General features: G+C 66.0%; 22 protein-coding genes. 14 read left to right on the forward strand and 8 right to left on the reverse strand.

Going from position 1 to position 26,424, the window contains the following annotated elements:
• Positions 1-303 precede the first annotated feature (303 nt).
• The 4 genes from folB (at position 304) to ACSYS9_RS01885 (ending at position 4,968) form a co-directional block, all read left to right on the forward strand.
• Positions 304-657, forward strand: a complete 354-nt coding sequence (folB, locus tag ACSYS9_RS01870; protein WP_025878255.1) for a dihydroneopterin aldolase — start codon at positions 304-306, stop codon at positions 655-657.
• 62 nt (positions 658-719) lie between these two features.
• On the forward strand, positions 720-1,991 hold the full coding sequence (locus ACSYS9_RS01875) for a mechanosensitive ion channel family protein (protein ID WP_049461899.1): 1,272 nt from the start codon (positions 720-722) through the stop codon (positions 1,989-1,991).
• Between the two features lie 128 nt (positions 1,992-2,119).
• Complete coding sequence (locus ACSYS9_RS01880) at positions 2,120-4,294, forward strand: glycoside hydrolase family 3 N-terminal domain-containing protein (RefSeq protein WP_049461898.1); 2,175 nt, start codon at positions 2,120-2,122, stop codon at positions 4,292-4,294.
• A 131-nt stretch (positions 4,295-4,425) separates the two neighbouring features.
• A complete protein-coding gene (locus tag ACSYS9_RS01885; protein WP_049461897.1) occupies positions 4,426-4,968 on the forward strand; it encodes a hypothetical protein in 543 nt (180 codons plus the stop codon).
• 70 nt (positions 4,969-5,038) lie between these two features.
• Here ACSYS9_RS01885 and ACSYS9_RS01890 read toward each other — a convergent pair whose 3' ends face one another.
• Positions 5,039-6,208, reverse strand: a complete 1,170-nt coding sequence (locus ACSYS9_RS01890; protein ID WP_049461896.1) for a PQQ-dependent sugar dehydrogenase — start codon at positions 6,206-6,208, stop codon at positions 5,039-5,041.
• 168 nt (positions 6,209-6,376) lie between these two features.
• Between ACSYS9_RS01890 and yiaA the strand changes: the two genes are divergently transcribed.
• Positions 6,377-6,829, forward strand: a complete 453-nt coding sequence (yiaA, locus tag ACSYS9_RS01895; protein WP_049461895.1) for an inner membrane protein YiaA — start codon at positions 6,377-6,379, stop codon at positions 6,827-6,829.
• A gap of 52 nt (positions 6,830-6,881) precedes the next feature.
• Here yiaA and ACSYS9_RS01900 read toward each other — a convergent pair whose 3' ends face one another.
• From ACSYS9_RS01900 to ACSYS9_RS01925, 6 genes are all read right to left on the reverse strand, one after another.
• Complete coding sequence (locus ACSYS9_RS01900; protein WP_049461894.1) at positions 6,882-7,211, reverse strand: hypothetical protein; 330 nt, start codon at positions 7,209-7,211, stop codon at positions 6,882-6,884.
• A 110-nt stretch (positions 7,212-7,321) separates the two neighbouring features.
• Complete coding sequence (locus ACSYS9_RS01905) at positions 7,322-8,623, reverse strand: APC family permease (protein WP_049461893.1); 1,302 nt, start codon at positions 8,621-8,623, stop codon at positions 7,322-7,324.
• A complete protein-coding gene (locus ACSYS9_RS01910; protein WP_049461892.1) occupies positions 8,620-9,381 on the reverse strand; it encodes a L,D-transpeptidase family protein in 762 nt (253 codons plus the stop codon). Before ACSYS9_RS01910 ends, ACSYS9_RS01905 begins: the two co-directional genes overlap by 4 nt.
• A 15-nt stretch (positions 9,382-9,396) precedes the next feature.
• Positions 9,397-10,245: a MurR/RpiR family transcriptional regulator gene (locus tag ACSYS9_RS01915; RefSeq protein WP_049461891.1), complete on the reverse strand. Its 849-nt coding sequence runs from the start codon at positions 10,243-10,245 to the stop codon at positions 9,397-9,399.
• A gap of 616 nt (positions 10,246-10,861) precedes the next feature.
• On the reverse strand, positions 10,862-11,956 hold the full coding sequence (locus ACSYS9_RS01920; protein WP_032130035.1) for a dipeptide epimerase: 1,095 nt from the start codon (positions 11,954-11,956) through the stop codon (positions 10,862-10,864).
• Positions 11,957-13,393, reverse strand: coding sequence for a C40 family peptidase (locus tag ACSYS9_RS01925; protein WP_049421210.1), 1,437 nt, complete (start codon positions 13,391-13,393; stop codon positions 11,957-11,959).
• Between the two features lie 132 nt (positions 13,394-13,525).
• On the opposite strand from ACSYS9_RS01925, the gene ACSYS9_RS01930 reads away from it, so the two are divergent.
• The 9 genes from ACSYS9_RS01930 to hglS all read left to right on the forward strand — a co-directional run bounded on the left by ACSYS9_RS01930 (position 13,526) and on the right by hglS (position 24,469).
• Positions 13,526-15,016, forward strand: a complete 1,491-nt coding sequence (locus ACSYS9_RS01930; RefSeq protein WP_049400066.1) for a transglutaminase-like domain-containing protein — start codon at positions 13,526-13,528, stop codon at positions 15,014-15,016.
• A 51-nt stretch (positions 15,017-15,067) separates the two neighbouring features.
• A complete protein-coding gene (locus ACSYS9_RS01935) occupies positions 15,068-18,091 on the forward strand; it encodes a TonB-dependent receptor (protein WP_049461772.1) in 3,024 nt (1,007 codons plus the stop codon).
• Between the two features lie 55 nt (positions 18,092-18,146).
• Positions 18,147-19,700 carry a serine hydrolase domain-containing protein gene (locus ACSYS9_RS01940; RefSeq protein WP_049461773.1) on the forward strand — a complete coding sequence of 518 codons (1,554 nt, stop codon included), beginning with the start codon at positions 18,147-18,149 and terminating at the stop codon, positions 19,698-19,700.
• Positions 19,633-20,346 (forward strand): M15 family metallopeptidase, encoded by a 714-nt coding sequence (locus tag ACSYS9_RS01945; RefSeq protein ID WP_049461774.1) that lies wholly within the window; start codon positions 19,633-19,635, stop codon positions 20,344-20,346. Before ACSYS9_RS01940 ends, ACSYS9_RS01945 begins: the two co-directional genes overlap by 68 nt.
• 210 nt (positions 20,347-20,556) lie before the next feature.
• Positions 20,557-20,928: a hypothetical protein gene (locus tag ACSYS9_RS01950; protein ID WP_032968343.1), complete on the forward strand. Its 372-nt coding sequence runs from the start codon at positions 20,557-20,559 to the stop codon at positions 20,926-20,928.
• A 232-nt stretch (positions 20,929-21,160) separates the two neighbouring features.
• Positions 21,161-21,571 (forward strand): EF-hand domain-containing protein, encoded by a 411-nt coding sequence (locus tag ACSYS9_RS01955; protein WP_004139214.1) that lies wholly within the window; start codon positions 21,161-21,163, stop codon positions 21,569-21,571.
• Positions 21,572-21,666: 95 nt separating this feature from the next.
• Positions 21,667-22,419: an HAD family hydrolase gene (locus tag ACSYS9_RS01960; protein WP_049462172.1), complete on the forward strand. Its 753-nt coding sequence runs from the start codon at positions 21,667-21,669 to the stop codon at positions 22,417-22,419.
• Positions 22,420-22,450: 31 nt separating this feature from the next.
• Entirely contained in the window at positions 22,451-22,939 is a 489-nt protein-coding gene (locus ACSYS9_RS01965; protein WP_049462171.1) for a hypothetical protein, read from the forward strand.
• A 165-nt stretch (positions 22,940-23,104) separates the two neighbouring features.
• Complete coding sequence (hglS, locus tag ACSYS9_RS01970) at positions 23,105-24,469, forward strand: 2-oxoadipate dioxygenase/decarboxylase HglS (RefSeq protein ID WP_049462170.1); 1,365 nt, start codon at positions 23,105-23,107, stop codon at positions 24,467-24,469.
• Positions 24,470-24,541: 72 nt separating this feature from the next.
• On the opposite strand, the gene ACSYS9_RS01975 is transcribed toward hglS, so the two are convergent.
• Positions 24,542-26,056, reverse strand: a complete 1,515-nt coding sequence (locus tag ACSYS9_RS01975; protein ID WP_049462169.1) for an acetyl-CoA hydrolase/transferase family protein — start codon at positions 26,054-26,056, stop codon at positions 24,542-24,544.
• Between the last annotated feature and the right edge of the window lie 368 nt (positions 26,057-26,424).

Below are 26,424 nucleotides of genomic sequence, written 5' to 3' on the forward strand. Positions count from 1 at the left end.
GAACGTCGTTGTCTGCGCGGCTGATTCTCTGCGTTTGACCTCGGACGACTACCTGATCTGCCCTGTCGGAATTGGCCTTGACCGGTGATCTCGTCTTTACCTAATCTGCGTGCCTGCGCCACCGGGACCCGCGGCTGTTCAACAGCTCCCCCCGGGGACAAACGGTAGTACCAAAGGGCCCTGCTAGCGGGGTCCTTTGTCTTTTCTGGAGCCGCGCCCCTGCCGGCCACTCACCGCCCGTTCCGGGCAGGCTCACCGTCGTGCCGTTACCATGGCCCCCTGTATTCGGGCTGGTTAAGCGCAATGGACAAGGTTTTCATCGAGGGGCTGACGATCGACGCCCTGATCGGTATCTACGATTGGGAACGACGGATCCGCCAGGACCTGGTGTTCGACCTGGAGATGGGCTTCGACAACCGTCGTCCGGCGGCCTCCGACGACATCGCCCACACCCTGAACTACAAGGCGGTCAGCAAGCGCCTGGAGCAGTTCGTGCGCGAGTCGGAATTCGGCCTGGTCGAAACCCTGGCCGAGCGCTGCGCACAGATCGTGCTGGACGAATTCGACGTGAAGTGGCTGCGCCTGAAACTGAGCAAGCCGGGCGCGGTGCGTGGCGCGCGCGCGGTGGGCGTGATCATCGAGCGCTCGCGGGACTGATCCGGTAGTGCCGGCCGCTGGCCGGCACCCCCAACAACAACGACAACGCAAGGAGACAACTGATGGTGGACGCGGTGGTGGCGGTACAGTGGCTGGAAAAGCTGCAGAACACACTGGAACCCTATCCCGGCGCCTACCTGGCGTTGATGATCTCGGCGCTGCTGATCGCTGCGGGCTTGGCCAACTGGGTTACCAAGCGCATCCTGGTGCGTGGCCTGCGGCGCCTGCTGCAGCGCCTGCCAGGTGCCGAGTCCGGGCGCGGCAGCCATCTGATGCGGGTCATCTCGCGCCTGTCCAACGTGGTGCCCAGCCAGGTGATCGCCTCGGGCATCACCCTCATTCCCGACCTGCCACCCGGCCTGGTCAACGTCATCATCAAGCTGTGCATCGTATGGGCCGTGCTGACGGTGTCGATGGCGTTCTCGCATGCGCTGGACGCGGCCAACAGCCTGTACGAACGCAAGCCCGATGCGCGCAACAAGCCGATCAAGGGCTACCTGCAGGTGGTCAAGATCGTGGTGTTCGTGGCCGCCGGCCTGTCCATCATCGCCACGCTGCTGGGGGTGAAACTGGGGCCGTTGGTGACCGGCCTGGGGGCGGCCACGGCGGTGCTGATGCTGATTTTCCAGGACACCATCCTGTCGCTGGTGGCCAGCGTGCAGATCAGTGGCGATGGCCGTGTGCGCATCGGCGACTGGATCGAAATGCCCAGCCAGAACGCCGACGGTGACGTCATCGATATCGCGCTGCACACCGTCACCGTGCAGAACTTCGATAAGACCATCACCACCATTCCGACCAAGAAGCTGGTGACCGAGTCGTTCAAGAACTGGCGCGGCATGCAGGAGGCCGGTGGCCGCCGCATCAAGCGCGCGCTGTACCTGGACCAGCACAGCGTCGGCTTCCTGGACGAAGGCGACTTGGCCTTCCTCGGCCAGTTCGCGCTGCTGCGTGATTACCTGCAGGAGAAGGAGCAGGAGCTTGGCCAGTGGAACGGGCGCCTGCGCGAGCAGGGCGTGGCCGAGGTCAACAGCCGCCGGGTGACCAACCTGGGTACCTTCCGGGCCTATGTGGAGCGTTACCTGCGCAGCCACCCGGGCATCCATACCGACATGACCCTGCTGGTACGCCAGCTGCAGCCGACCACCGAAGGCCTGCCGCTGGAGCTGTACTGCTTCACCCGCAGCACCGCCTGGGGCGAGTACGAGGCGGTGCAGTCGGACATCTTCGACCACCTGCTGGCGATCCTGCCGGCCTTCGGCCTGCGGGTATTCCAGGCCTCCAGCGACGCCATGTTGATGGCCGGGCAGCGCCAGCTGGCCGGCTCGGAGTAAGCTGCGGTGCCCCCGGCGGGGCCATACGGACCCCGCTGGTGGCTGAAACTGAATGAACAAACCCCTCGCCAAATCGCCCGGGATCGCTAGAATGCCGGGCTTGTAAACGTTTTCATCAAGGACTGCCGGTGGCCTCCGATCGCATCGAATCCCTCATTGCCCAGATGACCGTCGAGGAAAAGGTCGGCCAGCTGGGTGTCTTCGCGGACATGGTCCGCCCGTTCGCCCCGGACGTGAACCCGGAAGCCAACGTGCGCAATGCCGACCAGGTGCTGCAGCAGGTGCGCGAGGGCAAGGTCGGCTCGCTGTTCAATGGTGTGGGCGCCGAACTGGGCCGCCGGATCCAGCAGGTCGCCACCGAAGAGAGCCGCCTGGGCATCCCCGTGATCCTGGCGGCCGACGTCATCCACGGCATGCGTACCGTGTTCCCGATTCCGCTGGGCGAGGCCGCCAGCTTCGAGCCGGAGTTGGCCGAGCGCACCGCGCGCGCCACCGCCATCGAAGCGACGGCCGCTGGCCTGCACTGGACCTATGCGCCGGCCGTGGACATCGCCCGCGACCAGCGCTGGGGCCGTGGCGCCGAAGGTGCCGGTGAGGACGTGGTGCTGGGGTGTGCGTTCGCCGCCGCCCGCGTGCGTGGCTTCCAGGGCAGCGACCTGCGCGCCGCCGATTCGCTGCTGGCCACGCCGAAGCACTTCGCCGCCTACGGCGCGGTGATGGCGGGCATGGAATACAACATGGTGGACATCTCGCCGCAGACCCTGCGTGACGTGCATCTGCCGCCGTTCAAGGCCGCCTTCGATGCGGGCGCGATCACCGTGATGTCCTCGTTCAACGACATCAACGGCGTGCCGGCCAGTGCCAATGCCGAACTGCTGACCGACATCCTGCGCGGTGAGTGGAAGTTCCCGGGCGTGGTGATCTCCGACTACACCGCCGACATGGAACTGGTCGCGCACGGCTATGCCGCCGATGACCGTGATGCCACTGCCAAGGCGTTCACCGCCGGCCTGGACCTGAGCATGCAGAGCGGCTTCTACGCCGAACACCTGCCGGGCCTGGTCGAGAGCGGCGAAGTGCCAATGGCGGTGCTGGATGAAGGCGTGCGCCGCATCCTGTGGCTGAAGGAAACCATCGGCCTGTTCGACGACCCGTACCGTTCGCTGGACCCGGCGCGCGAAGCGGATACCTCGCACATTGCCGCACATGACGCACTGTCGCGCGATGCCGCGCGCCGTTCGATCGTGCTGCTGAACAACCGTGACAACGTACTGCCGCTGCAGAAGACCGGGCAGAAGATCGCGCTGATCGGCCCGTTCGTGCAGGACCGCGAGAACATTGAAGGCTGCTGGACGCTGTTCGGCGACAAGCAGCGTTACGTGGATCTGGAAACCGGCGTGCGCGCCGCCATCGGCGATGAAGCGCTGCTGGAGATCGTGCCGGGCTGCGAACTGGAAACTGCCATTCCGGGCGGCACCGAAGCCGCCGTGGCGGCCGCGCTGCGCGCCGACGTGGTGGTGCTGGCGCTGGGCGAACCGCAGCGCTACAGCGGTGAAGCGCAGTCGCGCGTGGAGATCACCCTGCCGCCGGCACAGCAGGCACTGGCCGAGGCGGTGGCGATGACCGGCAAGCCGCTGGTGGTGCTGCTGCGCAACGGCCGCGCGCTGGCACTGCAGGGCGCGGTGCGCAACGCGCACGCGGTGGCGGTCACCTGGTACCTGGGCACGCAGACCGGCCATGCCGTGGCTGATGTGCTGTTCGGCGACTACAGCCCGTCCGGCCGCCTGCCGGTCAGCTTCCCGCAGGTGTCCGGCCAGCAGCCGTACTTCTACAACCACCCGCGCACCGGCCGCCCGGAACTGCCGACCATGTCGGAGTTCAAGGCTCGCTGGCGCGAGATCCCGAATGAGCCGCTGTACCCGTTCGGCCACGGCATCGGTTACACCACCTTCGCCTACGGCGTGCCGCAGCTGAGTGCGGCGCAGCTCGGCTGGGACGACACCCTGACCATCACCACCACGCTGACCAACAGCGGCGACATGGCCGGCGAGGAAGTGGTGCAGCTGTACATCCACGACCGCGTGGCCAGCCGCGTGCGTCCGGTGCGTGAACTGAAGGACTTCCGCAAGGTGGCACTGCAGCCGGGCGAGTCGGCCGAAGTGGTATTCACCCTGACCCGCGAGCAGCTGGCGTTCACCGGCCGCGACGGCGTGCTGCGTGCCGAGCCGGGCCAGTTCGACCTGTGGGTCTGCGCCTCGTCGGCAGCAGGCGAAGCCGTGCAGTTCGAGCTGCTGAAGGCCTGATCGAAGAAAAAGGGGACGGAGGGGATTAAGTCGTTTGTGCCACTAACGACTTAATCCCCTCCGTCCCCTTTTTGTTGTCCTCACCGCGGCGGCGCTACCATCGGTGTTCTTGAACCGATGGATGTCCGCGCATGCGCACGATCGCTGTGTTGATTCCCGCCCTGTTGCTGGCGGCCTGTTCGCAGCCGGCACCGCCGGCCGAGCCTGCGGTGGACGCACCGCCGCCGATGGAGGCCAGTGCTGCGGCAACGCCTGCGGCACCTGCCGCTGAATCCGCTGCTTCGGCACCGACCGCGCCCGCAGCGGAAGCGACTACCGAAGACGCACGTGCGCGTATCGAGACCCTGCTCGGTGATGCCGCGCAGTACGAGAAGGTGTTCAACGCGTTCAAGACCGCGGTGGTCGGCGGTGATCGCGCTGCGGTGGTGGAGGAAGTGCGCTTCCCGCTGAATATCGCTAACGGAAGGAAGATCACCGGCCCCGGTGAGTTCCAGCGCAACTACGAGAAGATCATCACCCCGGCGGTGGTCAAGGCGGTGTCCGAACAGGACTTCGGCAAGGTCTTCGTCAACCAGCAGGGCGTGATGATCGGCGATGGCCAGGTGTGGTTGAACGGGCAGTGCCTGGACCAGGCCTGCACGAAGACCGAGGTGAAGGTCATCACCATCCAATGAACGCAGACGGCCCCGCGTGCGGGGCCGTTGCGGGAAAACGTGCCGGCCAGCGGCCGGCACTACCATCCTGTCAGGTTTTCGGGGTGAGCTTCAGCAGGCGCGCCTTGTTGCCATCTTCCAGCAGCCACAGGGCGCCATCCGGGCCCTGTTCCACTTCGCGGATGCGCTCGCCCATGTTGAAGCGTTCGGCTTCGCGCGCGCTGTCACCATCGAAGGCCACGCGCACCAGCGAGGTGGAGGACAGGCCACCGATGAAGCCGCTGCCCTTCCACTGCGGGAACAGGGTGCCGCTGTAGATCACGAAGCCGGCCGGCGAGATGACTGGCGTCCAGGTCACCTTCGGGGCGGCGAACTCCGGGCGGGTATCGTGGTCGGGAATCGGGCGGCCGTCGTAGTGGTTGCCGTTGGAGACGATCGGGTAGCCATAGTTGGCGCCGCGCACGATCAGGTTCAGCTCGTCGCCGCCGGCCGGGCCCATCTCGTGGGCCCACAGCTTGCCGTTGGCATCGAAGGCCATGCCGAGGATGTTGCGGTGGCCCAGTGACCACACCTGCGCGGCCACGCCGCCCTGCGAGGCGAACGGGTTGTCGGCGGGCAGGCTGCCATCATCGTTGAGGCGGATGATCTTGCCGAGGTTGCCGCCCATGTCCTGTGCCGGATCGAACTTCTGGCGCTCGCTGGAGCTGATCCACAGCTTGCCGTCCGGGCCGAAAGCAAGGCGATGGCCGTAGTGACCTTCACCACTCACCTTCGGGCTCTGTCGCCAGATCACCTTCAGGTCCTTCAGTTGGCCGGCACCGTTGGCATCCAGCGCCAGCGTGGCACGGGCCACGGCAGCGCCGCGGGTGTCCAGCGTGCCTTCCTCGGCATAGCTGAGATAGACCACGTGGTTGCTCGCGAATTGCGGGTGCAGGATCACGTCACCGAAGCCGCCCTGGCCGCCGTAAGCGACCTTCGGAACGCCGGTGATCTCGTGTTTCTGGCCACTGGCCAGGTCCAGGTGCTGCAGCTTTCCGCGCTTTTCGGTGACCAGCAGGCTGCCATCGGGCAGGAAGGTCATTGCCCACGGCTGGTCGAAACGACTGATTTCGGATGCGGTGAACGGTCGCTGGTCGGCAGTGGTGGAGGCTGCGGACGCTGCGGTCTGGGCCCCGTTGGCGGCCGGGTCGGCGGCATTGCAGGCGGAGGTGGCAAGGATCGGCACCAGGCCGAGGGCGAGCAGCAGGGGCGTGCGGGTCATGGGTATCTCCAGTGCGGGGATGCGGATGGCCGGGCTGTCCCTTGTATACCACTGGCGTCGTGAGCGTCGTGGCCCGAAGGTCCTGCGACCCCTGTGCGAGCGCGGCGGGATCGTCTAGGGTGGGCACGCCCGGGCAAAGCGTGCCCGTCTGCCTGCCAAGGATCTGCAATGAACACTGCCATGCCCCACAAGCCCTCCACCGCCTTCATCGCCGCCTCATGGGTGGCCCTGCTGCTGGGTGCGGCGGCCTACCTGATCGGTCTGTTCAACGCCACGATGGCGCTCAACGAAAAGGGCTACTACCTGACCCTGCTGCTGTTCGGCCTGTTCGCGGCGGTGTCGCTGCAGAAGAGCGTGCGTGACCGTGTCGAGGGAATCCCGGTGAGTGGCCTGTATTACGCGCTGTGCTGGTTCGCATTGCTGTCTGCGCTGTTGTTGCTGCTGGTTGGCCTGTGGAACGCCACCCTGGTGCTGAGCGAGAAGGGCTTCTACGGCATGGCCTTCGCGCTGTCGCTGTTCGGTGCGGTGGCGGTGCAGAAGAACACCCGCGACCTGATCGCCGCCGGTGGCGGTGAGAGCAAGCGCAGCACGGCCGTGCCGCCGCTGCCGGAACAGGAGTGATGCAGCAACGGTAGCGCCGGGCCATGCCCGGCGTTGCCGCATATCGGATCCGTCAGGGGCCGCGTGCCAGGCGCGGTTCCACCTGCCGCGCTTCCTCCCAGCCACGGCGAACGGCACTGCGTGCCTGCGCCCACTCCAGCCGGCTCTTGCCTCGTTCACTGGCCCAGCGTGATTCCAGCTCGCGTTCCACTTCCTCGTAGGCGCGGATCACGTCCTGCGCACGTGCGGCGTGGCCGATGCGGTAGGCCGGCTCGTAGTCCTCGAAGAACAGCTGGTCGTCGTAGTACGGCTCGGCCGTGTAGCGTTCGCGCCAGTAGTTACTGACCGCATCGCGCGGTGTGCTGTCGTCCGGTACGCGGCCGGGAATCTGGTACTCGGTCATGGAAGGCTCCGTTGTGGACGAAGCCTGATCATGCCTGCGTGGCGGTTAACGGCCCGGTCCGGCAGCGTGATCACCAGATCAATCCGCCGGGCATGGCCCGGCGCTATCGGTCATCCGGCGTCGGCATCTTTTCGCGGCAGTTTGTAGATCACTGCACCAATGGCGAACGCCACCAGCGCGGCGGCGATGTTCTGCCAGCTGGCACTGGCGAACAGCGCAACGCACAGCAGCAGCGCCAGCACCGGAATAAGCGGGCCGCCCGGCAGCTTCAATGCACCGGGGCGGTCGGCATAGCGCTTGGCCAGTACCAGCACTGCCGCGGCGGTACCGATGTAGGCGAACAGGCGCGTGGTCATCGACAGCAGCGCCAGCTGCACGAACGAACCCGACAGGGCCAGGCCGAGTGCGATCAGACCCTGGCACAGGATCGACGCGGCCGGCGTGTAAAAGCGCGGATGCACCTGGGCCAGGATCTTCGGGCCGTAGCCATCGCGGGCCAGCGCGAACAGGAAGCGCGGGCCCATCATCATCGTGTTGCTGTTGGTGCCGAGGATGGAGATGGTCGCGCCGATGGTCAGGATCAGCGCCAGTGCCTCGCCACCGAAGCCGGCGGCGGCATCGGCCAGCGGCGTGGCCGAGCTGGCCAGGCCGGCCAGCGTGCCCTGCGCCACCACCTGCACCGCGCCGTAGATGACGGTGACGGTGATGATCATGGTGATCAGGGCGAATGGAATATCGCGGCGCGGATTACGGTACTCGCCGGCGGCCGCCGGAATGTTCTCGAAGCCGGCGTAGGCGTACAGCAGCAGCAAGGCGGCTTCGCCCATGCGCTGCAGGTCATGCGGGTCCGGGCGCTGGCCGGAGAAGGCCAGTTGCGGATCGATGTAGAACGCACCGATGGCCACGAACAGCAGCAGCGGCAGCATCTTGCCGATCACCAGCACCACGCCGGTGCGCGCGGCCGAGCGCACGCCGATGATGTTGACGCCGGTGAGGAAGCCCAGCGACACCACGATCACCGCGATGCGGCCCATGCCGGCGCCGGCCCACGGCCAGAAGCGCGCGACCGCATCGGCCAGTGCATTGCTCAATGCGGCCGCCGAGCTGATGCGGGTCAACCAGATCATCCAGCCGATCTCGAACCCGGCGAATCGCCCGAACGCCTCACGGGCATACAGGTAGCTGCCACCGGGTTCATCGAAGTAGCTGGCGGCCTGCGCGTAGCACAGCACCAGCAGGGCAACGACGATGCCGGCGGCGACCACGCCCCACAGGCTGAAGGGGCCGAGCAGGGCGACGGTGGCGGCCGGCAGCAGGTAGATGCCGCTGCCGATCACATCGTTGATCGACAGGCCGACGATCTGCCAGCGGCTGACCGCGCGCTGCAGCTGCGGTTCGTCCTGCGCGCTCAACGGGCGTCTCCGCTCAGTGCGGGCAGCTGCCACTGTGCCTGCAGGCGCTTGTACTCGGCGCGCGGCAGCAGCACGAAGCGCGGCATATCCTGCGGGCGCAACCAGTCCAGCAGCGCCTGCATGCGTGGCTGCGGCATGGCGGTGCAGCCAGCCGTGGCCTCACCGGGCGCGCGCCACAGATGGGCGAAGATGCAGCTGCCCTTGCCGGGCTGGTTGTCCGGGTTATGGGCAATCACGAAGCCTTCCTGGTAGCGCACGTCGCCCTGGTTGTGAAGGTCCAGCCGCATCGGCTCGGTGGAGCCCTTGACCGCGGCGCTGCCGACCTTCTTTTCATCCACGATGCGGTTGTAGAACGGAGAGCCGGACACATCCATGCAGTAGCTGCTTTCAAGCATGGGCTGGTAGGCCATCGCGGTGCCGGGGCGGGTGATGGCATAGCCGAAGGCGCTGCCGAGCGCGAACACGCCGGCCGGGCTGCGGCCATCGCCTTCCTGCTTCTGCGGGCCGTCGGCCTGTGCCGGATGCAGGCCCAGGCCCCAGGCGCTGCCGGTACGGCCGAGCGCCACCGGGAACGCCTGTCCATGCGCGTGCCAGCCCTTGCCATCGCGCACATAGGCCTGCAGCTGGCCCTCGGTGCTGTCCCAGCCATCGCTGGTGACCACGATCAGCTGGCGCGCACCATCCAGCGGCGCCGCGTATACGGACACCGCTGCAGCAAGCAGCAGCGCAGCGGTAGCGAGGCGGACCAGCGATTTCATCAACGTGCGCTCCGGTCAGGAATCCAGCAGGTGGTCGATCCGCTCCAGGTTCACCGCGAGCTGCTGCTGGCGATCCGGATTGGCGTGGCAGAGCAGCACGAACAGGAAATCGAGCAGCGCGTGCATGGCGCTACGGTACAGCAGCTGCGCGACCTGCGGCGTGCGGTCGTGCGCACACACCACCAGTGTTGCATCAGCATGCGCGCGCAGCGGGTTGGCGGTGTGGCGGGTGATGGAAATCACCTTGCCACCCATGTCCTGGAACTGGCGCGACAGCTGCGAAAGCTGGGGCAGGTTGCCGAACTCGGAGAACACCAGCAGCGCATCGCCGGGGCGCGCGGCCGACAGGTTGGCCAGCATCAGGATCGGGTCGGTATGCGGCACCACCAGCAGGCCGAGCAGCGACAATCGCATGGCGAACTCACGCGCGTACAGGCCGTCGTCACCCAGGCCGTACACGAACAGCTTCGGCGCGCCGTCGATCAGCTGCACGATGCGCTCGATTTCCCCGCGTGGATTGGCCTGGCGGGTTTCCTCCTCGGCCTGTGCCTTGCTGCGGCGCAGGGCCTCGCCGAGGCGCAGGTAGTCGTCACCGCTGTCCGGTTCGCTGGGCGCCTGTTGTGGATCGGCACCGGCGCGAGCCACATCCTGGCCGATCGAGTACTTCAGGTCCGGGTAGCCCTTGAAGCCGAGCTTCTGGCTGAACTTCACCACGCTGGACTGGCTGATGCCCAGCGCGCTGGCCAGCTGTTGGGACGAGTAGTCGCGCAGCAGGTGTGCGTTGTCGAGAATGAAGTCGGCGATGCGACGCTCGATGGCCGACATCTGCCCGCGCTCGGAACGGATCTTCAGCAGGGGCGGCATGCGGGGAGTCCGGGCATGTGTAGGCGCATTGCGGTTGGTCGCGTAGAGCGTGTCATGGAGTGGGTCGGGCGGGTGGGGTTTGCAGGGGACGCCGTGAATCCGTCCATGGAGGCTTGGCCGCGCTTGCTCGTTTGCGCTGTCCTGCGCAAACGGCAAGACCGGGGTTGGGCGTCCTGCCCAACCCGCCCGAGGCATGCCTCGGGCCCATGGCGCGGACACCCCTGCAAACCCCACCCGCCCGACCTCGGACACATCGCGCGCGTGCCAGCCGCGAAGGGGTTACGGGGTAGGGCAGAAGCAAGAGAAGGTGCATCCACGCGTGGCATGGATTTACTGGGTGCAGCTGTTGCTTTGGACGTTGAGTCCGCCTTGTAGCGAGCCGAGCACCGCAGGTCCTGCGAGGGCGAAGAGGCGCGGGTGTCTGAGCGCAGCGAGTTCCGCGCCGTCCCTTGACGGACCGAGGAGCGCAGGGCACCGACGTGCGCAGCACGTCGGCTCGCGGCTGGCGGAGCGTTTCTTTTGGTTACTTTTCTTTCCGCAGAAAGAAAAGTAACGCCCGACCAGGCATCAGATAAGCACGGCCCTTGTAGAGTCGAGCCATGCTCGACTGCGCGGGTCACCCCAGCATCTCCAGCCCGCGCACTTCGGTGATGCCCAGCCCCGGCACGTCGCTGATGCTGATCTCCGATTCGTTGAAGTGCACGCCGCCACTGACCGGGTCGAACTGGCCCAGCGAGGGGCCGTCGAGGTCGACCTTGGTGATCACATCGCTCTTGGCCACCGCGAGGTGCACGGCCGCAGCCACGCTGATGCTGGATTCGATCATGCAGCCGATCATGCACGGCACGCCGTAGATGCCGGCGATGTCGGCAATGCGGATCGCGTTGGACAGGCCGCCGGTCTTCATCAGCTTGATGTTGATGATGTCGGCCGCGCGCTGCTGGATCAGGTCCATCACCTGGCTCGGGCTGAACACGCTTTCGTCGGCCATCACCGGCGTGTTGACGCGGTCGGTCACGTACTTCAGGCCACTGATGTCGGCGGCCTTCACCGGCTGCTCCAGCAGCTCGAGCACCACGCCCGCTTCCTCCAGCGTGCGCATGGCATGCACCGCCTGCTTGGCCGTCCAGCCCTGGTTGGCGTCCAGCCGAAGCAGGGCGCGGCCTTCCACGGCGGCGTGGATCGCCTTGACCCGTTCGATGTCCAGACCGATGTCCTTGCCGACCTTGATTTTCAGCGACTCGAAGCCGCGCTCGATCGCCGACAGCGAATCGGCCACCATCTTGTCGATGTAGTCCACGCTGATGGTGATGTCGGTGGTGATCACCGGGTCGCCGCCACCCAGCATCTGGTACAGCGGCGCGCCATGCAGCTGTGCCCACAGGTCGTACAGCGCGATCTCCACCGCCGCCTTGGCGCTGGTGTTGCGCTCCATCGCGGTCTGCACCAGACCGCACAGGCGATTGAGGTTGGCCACGTCCTGGCCGATCAGGCGCGGCGCGATGAAGTGACGGATCGCCTCGATGATCGAGCCGTGGGTATCACCGGTGATCACCGCGGTGGCCGGCGCTTCGCCGTAGCCGGTGTGGCCGGTGTCGGTGCGGATCAGCACCACTACGTCTTCCACGGTTTCCACCGTGCGCAGGGCGGTCTTGAACGGTGTTTTCAGCGGCACGCGCAGCATGCCCAGTTCGATGGCAGTGATCTTCATTCAGGGGGTCTTGGCACGCAGGCGTTGGATGTTGGTGATGCGGTCGATGTAGCGGACGCTGTCGCTGGCCATCATCGGCTCAAGCGGGGTGACCGAAACACCATTGAGGTGGGCCTGCACACGCTTGCCGTCAGCACCGAACCAGCTGCCGCCCGCCGTATCGTGGATCACCCAGGTGCGGCCGTCGACGTGGCCGATGGCCATCATCACGTGGCCGGGGATGTAGACCAGGTCACCCACCTGCAGGTCGGTGACGGCGCGGTCGCGCACGGCCTTGCCGTCCTTGCCGGTGAATGGCACGCGGTCCAGCGCCGGGCTGACCGCCTGCGCGCTGGTATTGCGCGGCAGCAGCACGCCGAAGCTGCGGTAGATCTCGGAAACGAAACCGCTGCAGTCGCGGGTGTCGTAGTCGTGGCCCCAACCGTAGCGCTCGCCGAGGAACTTGAAGGCCTGCTGCAGCAGCAGGCGTGGGGTCAGCGGCAGATAGTCGGCGGCGGTGTCCTGCGAGCGCGGCAACAGCGCTGGTACCAGCTTCAATCGACCATCGGCCTCGCGTACCGGCAGCTGCACCACCCACGACGCATGTGCCTGCTGGCCGTTCACCGGCTCTGACGCCGGCCAGTCGGCCAGCACCGGCAAGCGCACGCCCATGTCCAGCTGCAGGCGCGAGACGCGCGGTTCTTCCGGGGTGTAGGCGGTCTGTGCGGTGGCGCCGGTGACGATCCGGTACGGTCCCTTCGCGCCGTAGCCGAGCACGGTGGCTTTGTCGCCGCTGGCGATGGCATCGGCCTCGATCCATGCGCTGTAGCGCTCGCTGTGCACGAACAGCCAGCGGCCGTCGGCGCTACGATGGACCACGGCGACCTTGTCGCCGGGGAACAGCGCCGATTCCTGGAAGCGATCGATGTCGATGTCACCGACGCTGCTGAAGACGCGCTCGCGGGTGGGGAAGGTGCGCAGTGCAGCGCGCTTCACCACCAGCCCGTATTGCGGTGTCGTCTGCGCGGGAATGGACTGTAGGCCCAGATTGGCTTCGGTCGCGCTGCGCAGTGCCGGCGCAACGGCCTGGCCCTTGTCGTTGTACAGAGTGCGGGTGGGCCAGCTCGACAGCGAGGTGATGCTGGCGCGCACCGCCGCCGCATCAAGCTGCTCGGGCAGTGCGGCGATGTCCTGGATGTGGCTGTCCTGTGACCGCATCCGTGCGTTCTGTGCCTCGATCTGGCTGCGGTCCAGGATCGGCACGTCTGCGTTGTCCAGGCGCGCGGTCCAGTACTGCGGGGTGAGGTAGGCCTCGTGCAGGCCGATCACATAGGGCAGCGGCGCGCCCGGGTCGGGCGGCGGGGCCGCCTGTGCAAAGGCCGGTGCGGCCAGCAGGCACAGGGCCAGGGTCAAGCGGCGTGGCCAATGCCGATGCCGTTCGCGGGAAGCCAGGATCATGCGCTGCACACCCTCCTCGAATGCCTGTTGGAATATTTATTCCTTTTGGCATCGAAAGCAAGAATAAATTATTGACCGGCATCCCGGCCCGTGTTACACAGCCGTTACCACCCGCGCTGGGGAAGTGTCGCTGTGGATCCTGCCGTTCGCAAACCACGTCTGCCTGCCACTGCCGGCCTGTGTGCCGCGCTGCTGCTGTGGGCGTGGTCGGCGGGAGCGGAGCCGCCACCCTCGGCCATCCAGTTTGCGCGGGTCGTGCAGATGATCGACGCGGGACGGTTCTCCGAAGCCGGCAGCGAACTGAACACCTGGTCGGCTGCGGACGCGGCGGAGCCTGGCGTCAGTTTCGACGACATCGCGTTCCAGGAAGAGCGCATGCGCCGCATCCGCCTGGATTTTTCCCTCGACGAAGCCGCCGCCAAGTCTGCCGTGCGCCGCTGGATTCCCGACCTGACCGACGAGGAATTCGCACGCTGGGACCAGCTTGGACTGATCGAACACCTCGACATCGATGGCACGCGCTGGTACTTCAAGCGCGCACCGTTGAACCTGTTCCTGCTCAGCGACGAGGCACGTGCGCGCCGCCGCGCGGATGCACCGATGCCGGCGCCGGGCCCAAACGAGGTGCTCAACGCGCACCACGCACGCGTGCTTGCCGCAGCGGAACAAAGTGGCCAGGCGTCGGTACTGCCGCAGCGCATTGAATTCACCCAGTCGCTCACGGTGAAAGCCGATGCGGTGCCGGCCGGCGAGACCGTACGCGCCTGGATTCCGTACCCGCGCGAGATACCCGGCCAGCAGGAGCAGGTGCAGTGGCTGGGCAGCACCCCGGGCAAGGCGCGCGTGGCACCAGCCAGCACCCTGCAGCGTACCGCCTATCTGGAAGCCAAAGCGGTGGCCGGGCAGCCGACCCGCTTCGAGGTCCGCTATGCGGTCACGATCCTGGCCCGGCATACCGCGATCGATCCGGCCAAGGTGCAGCCGACACCGGCCGATCCGGCACTGAAACCCTACCTGGCCGAGCAGCTGCCGCACGTGCGCTTCACGCCGGCGCTGAAGCTGTTCTCCGACCAGGTGCTGCAGGGGGAAACCCGCCCGTATGAAGTGGTGCGCAAGCTGTTTGCTGCCGTGGATCGCATTCCATGGGCCGGTGCGCGCGAATACTCCACGATCAGCAACATCAGCGATTACGCGCTGCATGCCGGGCATGCCGACTGTGGGCAGCAGACCCTGCTGTTGATCGCGCTGCTGCGCCTGAACGGCATTCCCGCACGCTGGCAGTCGGGCATGGTGTTCTCCGACGATGGCAGTGGTTACAACAACCTGCATGACTGGGGGCAGGTCTACCTGGCGCCGTATGGATGGCTGCCGATGGACGTGACCACCGGCGCACTGGCCAGCGACGTGCCGGCCCTGCGCGATTTCTACCTGGGTGGCCTCGACGGCTACCGCATCGCCTTCAACGACGATTTCGGCCAGGCCCTGGTGCCGGCCAAGCAGCACTTCCGCTCGGAAACGGTCGACTCGCAGCGCGGCGAGGCCGAGTGGGCTGGCGGCAACCTGTACTTCGACCAATGGAACTACGACTTCCAGTGGCGGGTACTGCCAGCCAGGCAACGCTAGCGCGACACATCGCACTCCACACCATTCAATTCTTGCAGGAGAGAGCAGGGGATGAAGGCTTACAGCATCAAGCGGGCGGCGTTGTGCGTCGCCCTTGGGGCGTGTCTGGGCGTGATGCTGCCCGGCACCGCAATGGCGCAGAACGTGAGCGGCGCGGTGGCGGGCCGCGCCACCGCCGGTGATCAGGTGACCGTGGTCAGCAACAGCACGGGCCTGACCCGCTCTGTCACGGTCGGTGCCGATGGCAGCTATCGCCTGGGCCAGCTACCGGTGGGCGACTACCAGTTGCAGCTCAGCCGTGATGGCCAGAAGCTGGGTGATCAGGTTGCTGTCAGCGTCGCGATCGGCGGCACCACCACGGTCAATCTGGCAAGCGGCGGCGGCGTCACCAATCTCGATGCACTGCAGGTGGTCGGCACACGCGTGGTCAATCGCGTGGATGTCTATTCCACCGAAACATCCTTCAACATCAATCGACAGGAAATCTCGCGCCTTCCTGTGGCGCAGGACCTGTCTGCGGTCGCACTGATGGCGCCTGGCGTGGTCGGCGGCAACTCGTCGTTTGGTGGCTTGTCCTTCGCCGGCTCGTCGGTGGCTGAAAATGCCGTCTTCATCAATGGCCTGAATGTCACCGACATGTACACCCGTCGCGGCTTCAGTACCGCGCCGTTCGCCTTCTTCAAGGAGTTTCAGGTCAAGACCGGCGGATACTCGGTCGAGTTCGGCCGCTCCACCGGTGGCGTGATCAATGCGGTGACCCGTTCGGGCAGCAACGAGTTCGAAGGCGGCGTGGAAGTCACCGCTGAACCCAGTGCATGGCGCTCCAGCGGCGGCGACCACTTCCATCGTGATGGAACCCCGCATTCGTATGGCAGCCGCGACAACAACTCGTTCCTGAAGACCAACGTGTGGGGCTCCGGTCCGATCATCAAGGACAAGCTGTTCCTGTTCGCGATGTATGAAGACCGCAGTGACAAAGGGCACAACACCTCGTCCGATGGCAGTACCTGGTTCAAGAATGATTCCGGCAACGGTTTCTGGGGCACCAAGCTGGACTGGAACATCAACGACAACCACAGCCTGGCACTGCTGGCGTTCTCCGACGAAGGTGACGTCACCAACGCCTCGTATGGCTACAACTGGAACGCAGACCAGCTCGGTGCATGGGGCGGTGATTCGGTCACCGAGACGGGTGGTCGCAACTGGTCGGCCACCTATACCGGCCACTTCGGCCAGAACTTCACCGCCCGCGCCATGGTCGGCCAGAACAACCAGCGTGCGTTCACCAATTCGTCGCTGGATCAGGCGTGCAGCCCGGTGTTCACCGACAGCACCTACGGCCCGCGCCTGGGCAAGCTGCAGGGCCTGCGCGCAGGCTGCCACCCCACCGGCACGGCAGTGGCCGAGCGTGACGATACCCGTGACGTGGCGCGACTGGACTTCGAATGGCAGCTGGGTGATCACCTGCTACGCTTCGGTGTCGACCGTGAGCTGATGACCACAAAGCAGTCCACCCGCTACCCCGGTCCGACCGAGTTGAGCTACACGGCCTACGTAGCGCGACCTGGCGACGAAGTCTGGGACGGTGCCAATGCCTACGTGCCAGCAGGCGTTACCGAAATGCTGCGTGCGCGCAACCGCAAGTCGGGAGGCACGTTCGAGACTGAAGCCAATGCCTTCTACGTGGAAGACATCTGGAACATCACTCCGAACCTGATGCTCAACCTCGGCGTGCGCTGGGACCGTTTCGAAAACCGCACCGCCGCCGGCAAGGCGTTCATCAAGATGGACGACCTGGTCGCGCCGCGTGTGGGCTTCTCGTGGGACATGCGCGGTGATGGCAGCACCAAGCTCTTCGGCAACGCCGGCCGCTACTACCTGCCGGTTACCAACAACATCAACGTGAACTTCGCCGGTGGTCTCACCGACGAATACAGCTATTACGTGCTCAATGGCTGGGAACAGAAGACCTCGCCGACAGGCTCGCCGTACATGGCACCGATCGTCGGCCAGCAGATCGGGCCGACCGACACCCGCATGAACACCGGCGGTGCCGACCTGCGCCAGAGCGTGGACCGCGATCTCAAGGCGGTCTACCAGGACGAGTACATCCTGGGCTTCCAGAACATGATCAACCAGGCGTGGTCCTGGGGCGTCAACGCCACCTACCGGCGCATGACCCGCGCTCTGGATGACATCCGCATCAACTACACCCCGTGCGGCCCGACCCCCAGCACGCTGTGGCCGATCGCCAACCCGGGCGAGAGCCTGACGATCTGGGGCGACAAGAGCATCGGTTGCGCCAACGAAGGCTGGATCACCATCGACACCGCCAACAGCGGCTATCGAAAGGGCGGCAGTGGCGAGGTGATCGGTTACTCCAAGCCCAAGCGTACCTACAAGGCGCTGGAGTTCCAGATCGACCGTGCATGGGACGAGAAGTGGATGTTCAACGCGTCCTACCTGTGGTCGAAGAGTGAAGGCAACTTCGAAGGACCAGTGAACTCCGATACCAACTACGGTGATACCGGCATGGTCCAGTTCTGGGACCACCCCGCCACCAACGAGCGCTACGGCGTACTGTTCAACGACTTCCGCCACCAGTTCAAGCTGCGAGCTGCGTACGCACTGAACAAGCAATGGTCCTTCGGCACCACGTTGCAGGTGCAGTCCGGTGGCCCGATCACTGCGTATGGCGTGATGTGGCCAAACGACTCCATCGCCGGTGGCAGTACCTCCAGTGAAGGTAGTGGCGGTGGCACCGGTTGGCTGTGCGTGGCCAACTGCTCCGGCCCATACAACCAGCGACAGTTCGAGTACAGTCCGCGCGGCGCGTTCGGTCGCCTGCCATGGACGTGGACCATGGGCGCCAATGTGACGTGGCGTTTGCCGGTGGAAGGCATCGACCTCAGCGCACGGCTGTCGGTCTACAACCTGTTCAACAATCAGAAGACCATCAACGTGCACCAGCGCTATGAAGCGCAGCCCGGCCAGTACCGCGAGGCGACGTTCGCCACCGGGACGCGCTGGCAGGCTCCGCGCTATACACAGTTGGTGGTGACCTGGAATTTCTGAGGCTGCATCCCGTGCCGTCCGTGTGGGCGGCGCGGGCATTGGAAGGGAAGCGTGCATGCATCATCTGCTGATCCTCGCAGCGGCACTGGCCGCACCCTCCGCTTCGGCGGTCGATACCGCATCCATCGATGCCGATGTCGCCGCCGTGGTCCAGCATAAGCACCTGCCCGGGCTGGCCATGGCGGTGGTCGAGAATGGGCACGTGGTCTATCGCCATGCCGAGGGCGCGCGCGGTGATGGCGGCCGCATCGACGAGGACACGCTGTTCAAGATCGCCTCCAACAGCAAGGCGATGACCGCCGCGTTGCTGGCGCGGCTGGTGCAGCAGGGCAAGCTGCGCTGGGATGACCCGGTGCGGCGGCACCTGCCGGGCTTCCGCATGCATGACGCATGGGTGGGCCAGCAGATGCAGGTGCGCGACCTGCTGATCCACAACAGCGGTCTCGGTCTGGGCGCCGGTGATCTGATGCTGTGGCCGGAGCCGAACACGTTCACCCGCGCCGACATCATTGCCGGACTGGCGCACTTGAAGCCGGTCAGCAGCTTCCGCAGCCACTATGCCTACGACAACCTGATGTATGTGGTGGCCGGCGAAGTGGCCGCTGCGGCCGGTGGCAAATCGTACGACCAGTTGATGCGCGAGCAGGTGTTTGAACCACTCGGTATGACGCGCTGCCAGGTGGGGGCCTGGTCGGTGAAGCGCGTAGGCAACGTCGCGCAGCCACATGCCTGGCGTCGTGATCGCAATGAGGTGGTGAACGCTGACGGTGCCATCAGCCCGGACCTGCCTTCCATGGCTGCCGGAGGCATCCGCTGTTCGCTGCGCGACATGACGCGCTGGATGCAGGTACTGCTTGATCCTGCCGTGGTGCAGGATTGGTTGGATAGTGAACAGCGCCGCACGTTGTGGACATTACACGTGCCGATGCCGCTGGGTGAGCGCCAGCGGCGCTGGGACAACGCGCATTTCTACGGCTACGGCTATGGCTGGCGCGTGTCTGACATGGATGGGCAGTGGAAGGTGGCACACACCGGCACGCTGTCAGGGATGTACTCGTCGCTGGCGCTGCTGCCCGACCGCAAGGTGGGTGTGGTGATGCTGATCAATGGCGAAGGCGAGGATGCGCGTACCGCGTTGATGCAGGCCGCGCTGAAGCGCTTCACCGCAGCGGACGATGCGCGGCCTGCGATGGAGTACCTGGCCGAATTGAAGGCAGACCAGGCAACGCGGGCGGCGACCGGCCATTCGCGGCCGTCCACCGTTGCGGCGCAGGAGACGAGCCGCACGGATCTGCCGCACTGGCAGGGCCGTTACCGCGATCCGTGGCTGGGCCCGGCCTCACTGTGCCCGGGCGCGGACGGCCTGCGCTTCAGCGTGGACAAGTCGCCCCGGCTGCAGGCCACGGTGCTGCAGTTGCAGGGGCGTTGGCTGCTGCGCTGGGATACGCTGGGCGAAGACGCACAGGCCTGGCTGCAGCCCGGTGACGGTGCGCCGCCCACACTGGACCTGCGTGCCATCGACCCGGACATCGACTTCAGCTATGACTTCCAGGACCTGCATTTCACTCGTACTGGCGACTGCCCTGGCAGCGAGCGCCAGCGCCGCTGAGCCGCCGCGTGTTTCGCCGGCCACCGATGCCGCCAGCGCCGGATTCGTGGAGATCCGCACGTTGTCGCCAGGCATCGAGATGGACATCCGCTACGCCGGCGCCAACAACTTCACCGGCGCGCGCGTGCCGGGTTACGAGGGGCCGTCCTGTTACCTGCTGGCGCCGGTGGCGAAGGCACTGGCACAGGTGGAACAGGACCTGCGCGCGGATGGCTTTGGCCTGCGCCTCTACGACTGCTACCGGCCGGTGCGCTCGGTGCAGGCCTTCATGGCCTGGGTGAACGATCCGCGCGAGCGCTCGCGCAAGGCTCTGCAGTACCCGGATCTGGACAAGCCACGGCTGCTGGCCGACGGCTACATCGCCGAGCGCTCCGGCCATAGCCGCGGTGCCACGGTGGATCTGGGGCTGCTGGATTGCGGCAGTGGTGCATGTACGCCGTTGGACATGGGCACCGACTTCGATTTCTTCGGGCCACGCGCGCATACGCAGACGAGCGGGCTGAGTGCTGCGCAGCAGGCGAATCGCAAGCAGCTGGTGCAGGCGATGGCACGCCGTGGTTTCGTCAACTATCCGCAGGAGTGGTGGCACTACACCCTGCAGCCCGAACCGGACCCGGGCACCGCATACGACGTCCCCGTGCGGTAGGGACATCGGCGGAGGGGCGCTGCTGTTGGTAGGTGTCGACCTTGGTCGACACGGTAGATCCACGCCATGCGTGGACGCCTTTCGTTCAATCATCGGAGTATTCGATTTCGATGGGGATTCATCCACGCATGGCGTGGATCTACCGGGGCTAACGGATTGGGTCCGAGGCAGATCCCTTACACTGGCCGCCTCTTCATCCCTGCCCACCCGATGAACCTTCCCCTGCACTTCGGCCTGCTCGGTACCCTCGAAGCGGGCGCCATTGCCCTGCTGGTCGGGCTGCTGGTGTACTTCCTGTGGTCGCAGCTGTGCCGGCTCCTGCACTGGACGGTTGGCCACGCGATCGGCTGGTCCTGCGTCATCGCCGTGATCATCTCCGCCGGCATCGATGCCTGGAAGCTGTTCTACATGGGCATCGTGCGTCTGGAGTCGCCCCTGTATGCGCGCCTTTTCCTCGCCACCATCCACGATCCGAACGAACTCGGCAGCCGCGTGGTGCTGGAAATCGCCGGCGCGCTCGCCGGTGTTGCCCTCGGCTGGGTGGTGTTCAGTTCGCGGTCATCGGCTCAGAACGTCGACTGACGCAGGTTTTTTGTTCGCTGCCGGTTAAATCAGGCAGCGCTGAATGCGCAGCTTATGAGCCACTCACTTCGTGCTAACCACCGCGCTAAAGCATGCGCGTAGGCGAGTGGTTAATCGTGCGTGTTGACGCCGGTCGCGGGGCAAAATCGATTCAGAAACGCGGTGGCAGGGTAGGTGCCGTGCGGAGACAACACGCCGCGCAACACCACCCAATTGGTAGGAGACACCCCTGATGACTATTCGCAACCGCAAGCCCCTGATCGCCCTGATCGTCGCCGCCGGCAGCGTGCTGGCCATTCCGGCGATGGCCCAGTCGGCCAAGCAGCAGGCCGCGCAGGCACAGAACGAGGCCGCGCAGGCGCAGCAGTCGGCGGCACAGGCAGGGCAGGCGGCTGACCAGGCGACCAACGCGGCCGCAGCGGCTTCGGCACAGGCCAATGGCGGTGGCCAGACCTGGGCCAGCATCGATACCGATGGCAACGGCACCATCAGCAAGACCGAGGCGCAGGTGAACGCAGGCCTGGCCCAGGTGTTCGACCAGGCCGATACCAACAAGGACGGCGAGCTGAGCGCCGACGAGTACAAGGCCTACGTGGCCGCCCAGCAGGCCGGTGCAGGTGCCGGCGCGGCGCAGGGCCGCTGATCCACGCCTGATTCGGGAAGACCGGTGCATGGGGACCCGGGCGGCTGCGGCCGCCCGGGTTTTTATCGTCACCAGCACCCCTGTATCCTTGTGCGATGAACACCCCCACGCCTGCGCCGTCGCGCGCCATCGGCCTGGTCGGTTTTGACGGTGACGATACGCTGTGGAAGAGCGAGGACTACTACCGCAAGGCCGAGCAGGATTATCTTGACCTGCTGTCGCGCTACGTCGACGTGCATGACACGCAGACCGCGCGCCACCTGCTGGAAGTGCAGCAGCGCCACCTGGGCACCTTCGGTTACGGCGTGAAGAGCATGACGCTGTCGATGATCGAAGCGGCCATCGACATCACCGGCCAGCGCATCGAGGCCAAGGACATCCAGCGCATCCTGGACATCGGCCACGACACCCTGCGCCACCCGGTCGAGCTGATCGACGGCGTGCGTGAAGCAGTCGCTGCGATCGCCGAAGATTATCCAGTGGTGCTGATCACCAAGGGCGACCTGTTCCACCAGGAAGCGAAGATCAAGGTCGCCAACCTGGCCGAGCTGTTCCCGCGCATCGAGATCGTCTCCGAGAAGGACCCGGAGACCTACGCCCGCGTGCTGGCCGAATTCGACCTGCCGATGCAGCGCTTCGTGATGGTCGGCAACTCGCTGCGCTCGGACATCGAGCCGGTGGTGACCTTGGGTGGCTGGGGCGTGCATACCCCGTACGCGGTGACCTGGGCCCACGAGACCCAGCACGGCGTGGCCGACGACGAACCGCGCATGGTCACTGCCGATACCGCCCATGATTGGCCGGCCGCACTGGCCGCGATCGAGGCCAAGGCCTCGGCGGCGGCCTGACAGGACCCGGCGGCTGCGGCAGAATCGTGGCATGAACGTCCGACTGCGCGCGCTGTTGTTGTCCCTGCTGCTGGTGCCGGCCATCGTGCTGGCCCAGCAGACCGCCAAGCGTTCGGCGGCCTACACGGTGGAAACCGGTGACCGCTGGGTCGATGCCCAGCTGCAGGACATCAACCACTACGCCGAACGCTACCCCGACGCCTTCCTCGACGAAGTGTCGCGCTATGCCGAGGTGCCGCGCGGTTACATCAGCGCGCTGTTCACCACCCATGGCTGGCAGGCCGGGGATATCTACTTCGCCTGCTTCTGGGCCAAGGCCAGCGGCCAGACCTGTCGCGACAGCGTGCGCGCCTTCAGCCAGGACCCGGAGGGCGGCTGGGAGGCGGTGGTGAAGCGCATGCCGGCCAAGCCGGACAACCTGCATTACCGCGCCGTGCGCCATGCCATCGTGGCCAGCTACCAGCACTGGGACCGGCCGATCACCCTGGATGCCACCCTGAGGCGCCAGCTCAAGCGGTAGTGCCGGCCACTGGCCGGCAACTGCATCCTTCCAGGCATCCGGAGGTTGCCGGCCAGCGGCCGGCACTACCGATTTCCTTCATGTTGCTCTGCATATCGCCGCGGCCCCGCGCTCCGGCGACAATACGGGTTCGAGCTGTTCCCCGTTCCCGTAATCGAGTGACTGATGAGCGCCTCTTTCGTTTCGCCTGATATGATCCGCCGCCTGTTCGCGCAGGCCATGTCCCGCATGTACCGCACCGAAGTGCCGCTGTACGGCACGCTGGTGGAACTGGTGGAGCGGATCAACGCGCAGGTGCTTGACCAGGACCCTGCGCTGGCCGCACAGCTGCAGCGCAACGACGAGCGTGCGCGCCTGGATGAAGAGCGCCACGGCGCGATCCGCGTTGGTACCGTGCAGGAACTGGCCACGCTGCGCCGCCTGTTCGCGGTGATGGGCATGTACCCGGTCGGCTACTACGACCTGTCGGTGGCCGGCGTGCCGGTGCACTCCACCGCGTTCCGCCCGCTCACCGGCGCCGCGCTGGCGCAGAACCCGTTCCGCGTGTTCACCTCGCTGCTGCGCCTGGAGCTGATCGAAGACGAAGCGCTGCGTGCCGAATCGGCAAAGATCCTTGCACGTCGCCGCATCTTCACCGAGGGCGCGCTGGCGCTGATCGAGCAGGCCGAGCGTGACGGCGGGCTCTCGCAGGCCGATGCCGAGCGCTTCGTCGAGGAAGCACTGGAAACCTTCCGCTGGCATGGCGATGCCACGGTCGACCTGCCGACCTACCACGCGCTGCACAACGCGCATCGCCTGGTGGCCGACGTGGTCAGCTTCCGTGGCCCGCACATCAACCATCTGACCCCGCGTACGCTGGATATCGACGCGGCGCAGGCGGCGATGATCGAGCATGGCATGGCCGCCAAGGCGGTGATCGAAGGTCCGCCGCGCCGTGCCTGCCCGATCCTGTTGCGGCAGACCAGCTTCAAGGCACTGGAAGAAGCCGTGCATTTCCCGGACAGCGAGGGTGGCGATGCCGGCACCCACACCGCGCGCTTCGGCGAGATCGAACAGCGGGGCCTTGCGCTTACCCCGAAGGGCCGCGCGCTGTACGACCAGCTGCTGTCGCAGGCCCGCGATGCCGGTGGCGAAGGCAGCACCGGCGGCGACTACGGCCAGCGCCTGCAGGCGGTGTTCGCCAGCTTCCCGGATGACCATGACACGCTGCGCCAGGAAGGACTGGGCTATTACCGCTACCAGCTGACCGACGCTGGCCGCGCCGCGCCGGAGCGCGTGGCCGATCTGCCCGCCGAAGTGCTGGTGGCCGCCGGCCTGGCCACGGCCGACCCGATCGTCTATGAGGATTTCCTGCCGGTCAGTGCGGCGGGCATCTTCCAGTCGAACCTGGGCGGCGAAGAACAGCGTGCGTATGCCGCACACGCCAACCGCGAGGCCTTCGAGCAGGCGCTGGGCGTGGCGGTGAATGACGAGTTCGAGATCTACGAGCGGCTGCAGGCTGAGTCGCTGGCGGCGCTGCGCACCGCGTGAAGGTAGAGCCGGCCGCTGGCCGGCTGTTCTGGGGAGCCGGCCAGCGGCCGGCTCTACCAGAGTCTCCGGATCTCAGCTCTTCATCGTGCCGGTATCCAGCCAACGCTGGTGCCACGACAACGCTTCCGGCAGCAGATGCGGGGTGTGCTTGCCGTAGCTCTCGCGGCTGGCACGGTCGAAGTAGTCCTGCAGCTGCGGGCGGAAATCCGGGTGCGCGCAGTTGTCGATCAGCACCTGCGCACGCTTGCGCGGGGTCAGGCCACGCAGGTCGGCCAGGCCCTGTTCGGTGACGATCACCGACACGTCGTGTTCGGTGTGGTCCACGTGGCTGGCCATCGGCACGATCGCCGAGATGGTGCCGTTCTTCGCGGTGGACGGGCTCAGGAACGCCGACAGGAAACCGTTGCGGGCAAAGTCACCGGAACCGCCGATGCCGTTCATGATCCGCGTGCCCATCACGTGCGTCGAATTGACGTTGCCGTAGATGTCCACCTCGATCATGCCGTTCATGCCGATGCAGCCGAGGCGGCGCACCAGTTCCGGATGGTTGGAGATCTCCTGCGTGCGCATGATGATGCGCTCGCGGTAGAAATCGATGTTCTCCTTGAACGTCTCGTTGGCCTGCGGGCTCAGCGCGAAGCCGGTGCACGAGGCATAGCTCAGCACGCCGTCACGCAGCAGGTCGAGCATGCCGTCCTGGATCACTTCGGTGAACGCGGCCAGGTCGCGGAAGCCGCTCTTGGCCAGGCCGGCCAGCACCGCGTTCGGAATATTGCCCACGCCCGACTGCAGCGGCAGCAGGTTCGGCGGCAGGCGGCCCTTCTTCACTTCGTGCTGCAGGAACTCGATCAGGTGCGAAGCGATCTGCTCGCTGGTCGCATCGATCGGGCTGAACGGGCTGTTGCGGTCCGGGCCGTTGGTGCGCACCACGGCCACGATCTTGTCCGGGTCGCAGCGCAGCGCGGTGTCGCCGATGCGGTCGTTGGCGTTCACCAGCGGAATCGGCTTGCGGTGCGGCGGCAGCGCGGTGCCGTAGTAGATGTCATGCATGCCGTCGACGCCGGCCGGCTGCCATTCGTTGACCTCGACGATCACCTTCTTGGCCAGGTCCAGCCAGGTCTTGTTGTTGCCGACCGAGGTGGAGGGCACCAGCGAACCGTCTTCGCGGATGGCCGAGACTTCGATCACGGCGGTATCGATCTCGCCATAGAAACCGAACCACACGTGCTGGGCCACGTGGCTGAGGTGGATGTCGATGTAATCCAGCTTGCCCTCGTTGATGCGGTTGCGCGCATCCGGGTCGCTCTGGAACGGCATGCGCATGGCGATGCCATCGGCCTTGGCCAGCGCGCCATCGAGTTCCGGCGCTGTGGAGGCGCCAGTCATCAGGCTGATCTGGAAGGGCTGGCCCTGGGCATGCACCGCTTCGATGCGGCGGGCCAGTTCGACGGGAACGGCCTTGGGATACCCGGAGCCGGTAAAGCCGCTCATGGCCACGGTTTCACCGGGCTGGATCAGCGCGGCTGCGGCCTCTGCGGAGACCACGCGGTCACGAAGACGCGCGTTGGCGATGCGATCAACAGACATGACGACACGTGTTGCTTGGGGGAATTCCGATTATCGGCCATCCTCATCCGTACGGGGGGTTCTACCTTCGTGGAATGGCTTTTCCCGCAGGGGTCACCCAAACCCGCCGGTTTTGTTTTGCAGTGCAGCGTGCAAAGTGCTTTCGCAGCCCGCACGATGGACCTGCATCCCGACGTGGGGGAGGGAGCAGAGCCCGCTGGCAGTTCGCTGCAAGCGGGCTTTTTTATTGCCTGTCGTCCAGTATGAATACGCGGTCTCCATTATCGGTAGTGCCGGCCGCTGGCCGGCAACCCCAGTAACCTTCGGCAGGATCATCGGATCTGCCGGCCAGCGGCCGGCACTACCGGGTCATCGGATTCGCTGGGCAG

This window comes from Stenotrophomonas sp. STK17_22 (assembly GCF_051983905.1).
In the GTDB taxonomy this organism is placed as follows: domain Bacteria; phylum Pseudomonadota; class Gammaproteobacteria; order Xanthomonadales; family Xanthomonadaceae; genus Stenotrophomonas; species Stenotrophomonas maltophilia_A.

Excerpts from the sequence above, each read along its gene's own strand:
- ACSYS9_RS01910 (WP_049461892.1), bottom strand. The coding sequence starts at position 9,381 with ATGAAATCGCTGGTCCGCCTCGCTACCGCTGCGCTGCTGCTTGCTGCA.
- ACSYS9_RS01965 (WP_049462171.1), top strand. The coding sequence starts at position 22,451 with ATGAACGTCCGACTGCGCGCGCTGTTGTTGTCCCTGCTGCTGGTGCCG.
- ACSYS9_RS01885 (WP_049461897.1), top strand. The coding sequence starts at position 4,426 with ATGCGCACGATCGCTGTGTTGATTCCCGCCCTGTTGCTGGCGGCCTGT.
- ACSYS9_RS01960 (WP_049462172.1), top strand. The coding sequence starts at position 21,667 with ATGAACACCCCCACGCCTGCGCCGTCGCGCGCCATCGGCCTGGTCGGT.
- ACSYS9_RS01975 (WP_049462169.1), bottom strand. The coding sequence starts at position 26,056 with ATGTCTGTTGATCGCATCGCCAACGCGCGTCTTCGTGACCGCGTGGTC.
- ACSYS9_RS01925 (WP_049421210.1), bottom strand. The coding sequence starts at position 13,393 with ATGATCCTGGCTTCCCGCGAACGGCATCGGCATTGGCCACGCCGCTTG.
- ACSYS9_RS01940 (WP_049461773.1), top strand. The coding sequence starts at position 18,147 with ATGCATCATCTGCTGATCCTCGCAGCGGCACTGGCCGCACCCTCCGCT.
- yiaA (WP_049461895.1), top strand. The coding sequence starts at position 6,377 with ATGAACACTGCCATGCCCCACAAGCCCTCCACCGCCTTCATCGCCGCC.
- ACSYS9_RS01875 (WP_049461899.1), top strand. The coding sequence starts at position 720 with ATGGTGGACGCGGTGGTGGCGGTACAGTGGCTGGAAAAGCTGCAGAAC.
- ACSYS9_RS01950 (WP_032968343.1), top strand. The coding sequence starts at position 20,557 with ATGAACCTTCCCCTGCACTTCGGCCTGCTCGGTACCCTCGAAGCGGGC.
- ACSYS9_RS01955 (WP_004139214.1), top strand. The coding sequence starts at position 21,161 with ATGACTATTCGCAACCGCAAGCCCCTGATCGCCCTGATCGTCGCCGCC.
- ACSYS9_RS01900 (WP_049461894.1), bottom strand. The coding sequence starts at position 7,211 with ATGACCGAGTACCAGATTCCCGGCCGCGTACCGGACGACAGCACACCG.
- ACSYS9_RS01890 (WP_049461896.1), bottom strand. The coding sequence starts at position 6,208 with ATGACCCGCACGCCCCTGCTGCTCGCCCTCGGCCTGGTGCCGATCCTT.
- ACSYS9_RS01935 (WP_049461772.1), top strand. The coding sequence starts at position 15,068 with ATGAAGGCTTACAGCATCAAGCGGGCGGCGTTGTGCGTCGCCCTTGGG.
- ACSYS9_RS01920 (WP_032130035.1), bottom strand. The coding sequence starts at position 11,956 with ATGAAGATCACTGCCATCGAACTGGGCATGCTGCGCGTGCCGCTGAAA.
- hglS (WP_049462170.1), top strand. The coding sequence starts at position 23,105 with ATGAGCGCCTCTTTCGTTTCGCCTGATATGATCCGCCGCCTGTTCGCG.
- ACSYS9_RS01945 (WP_049461774.1), top strand. The coding sequence starts at position 19,633 with ATGACTTCCAGGACCTGCATTTCACTCGTACTGGCGACTGCCCTGGCA.
- ACSYS9_RS01915 (WP_049461891.1), bottom strand. The coding sequence starts at position 10,245 with ATGCCGCCCCTGCTGAAGATCCGTTCCGAGCGCGGGCAGATGTCGGCC.
- folB (WP_025878255.1), top strand. The coding sequence starts at position 304 with ATGGACAAGGTTTTCATCGAGGGGCTGACGATCGACGCCCTGATCGGT.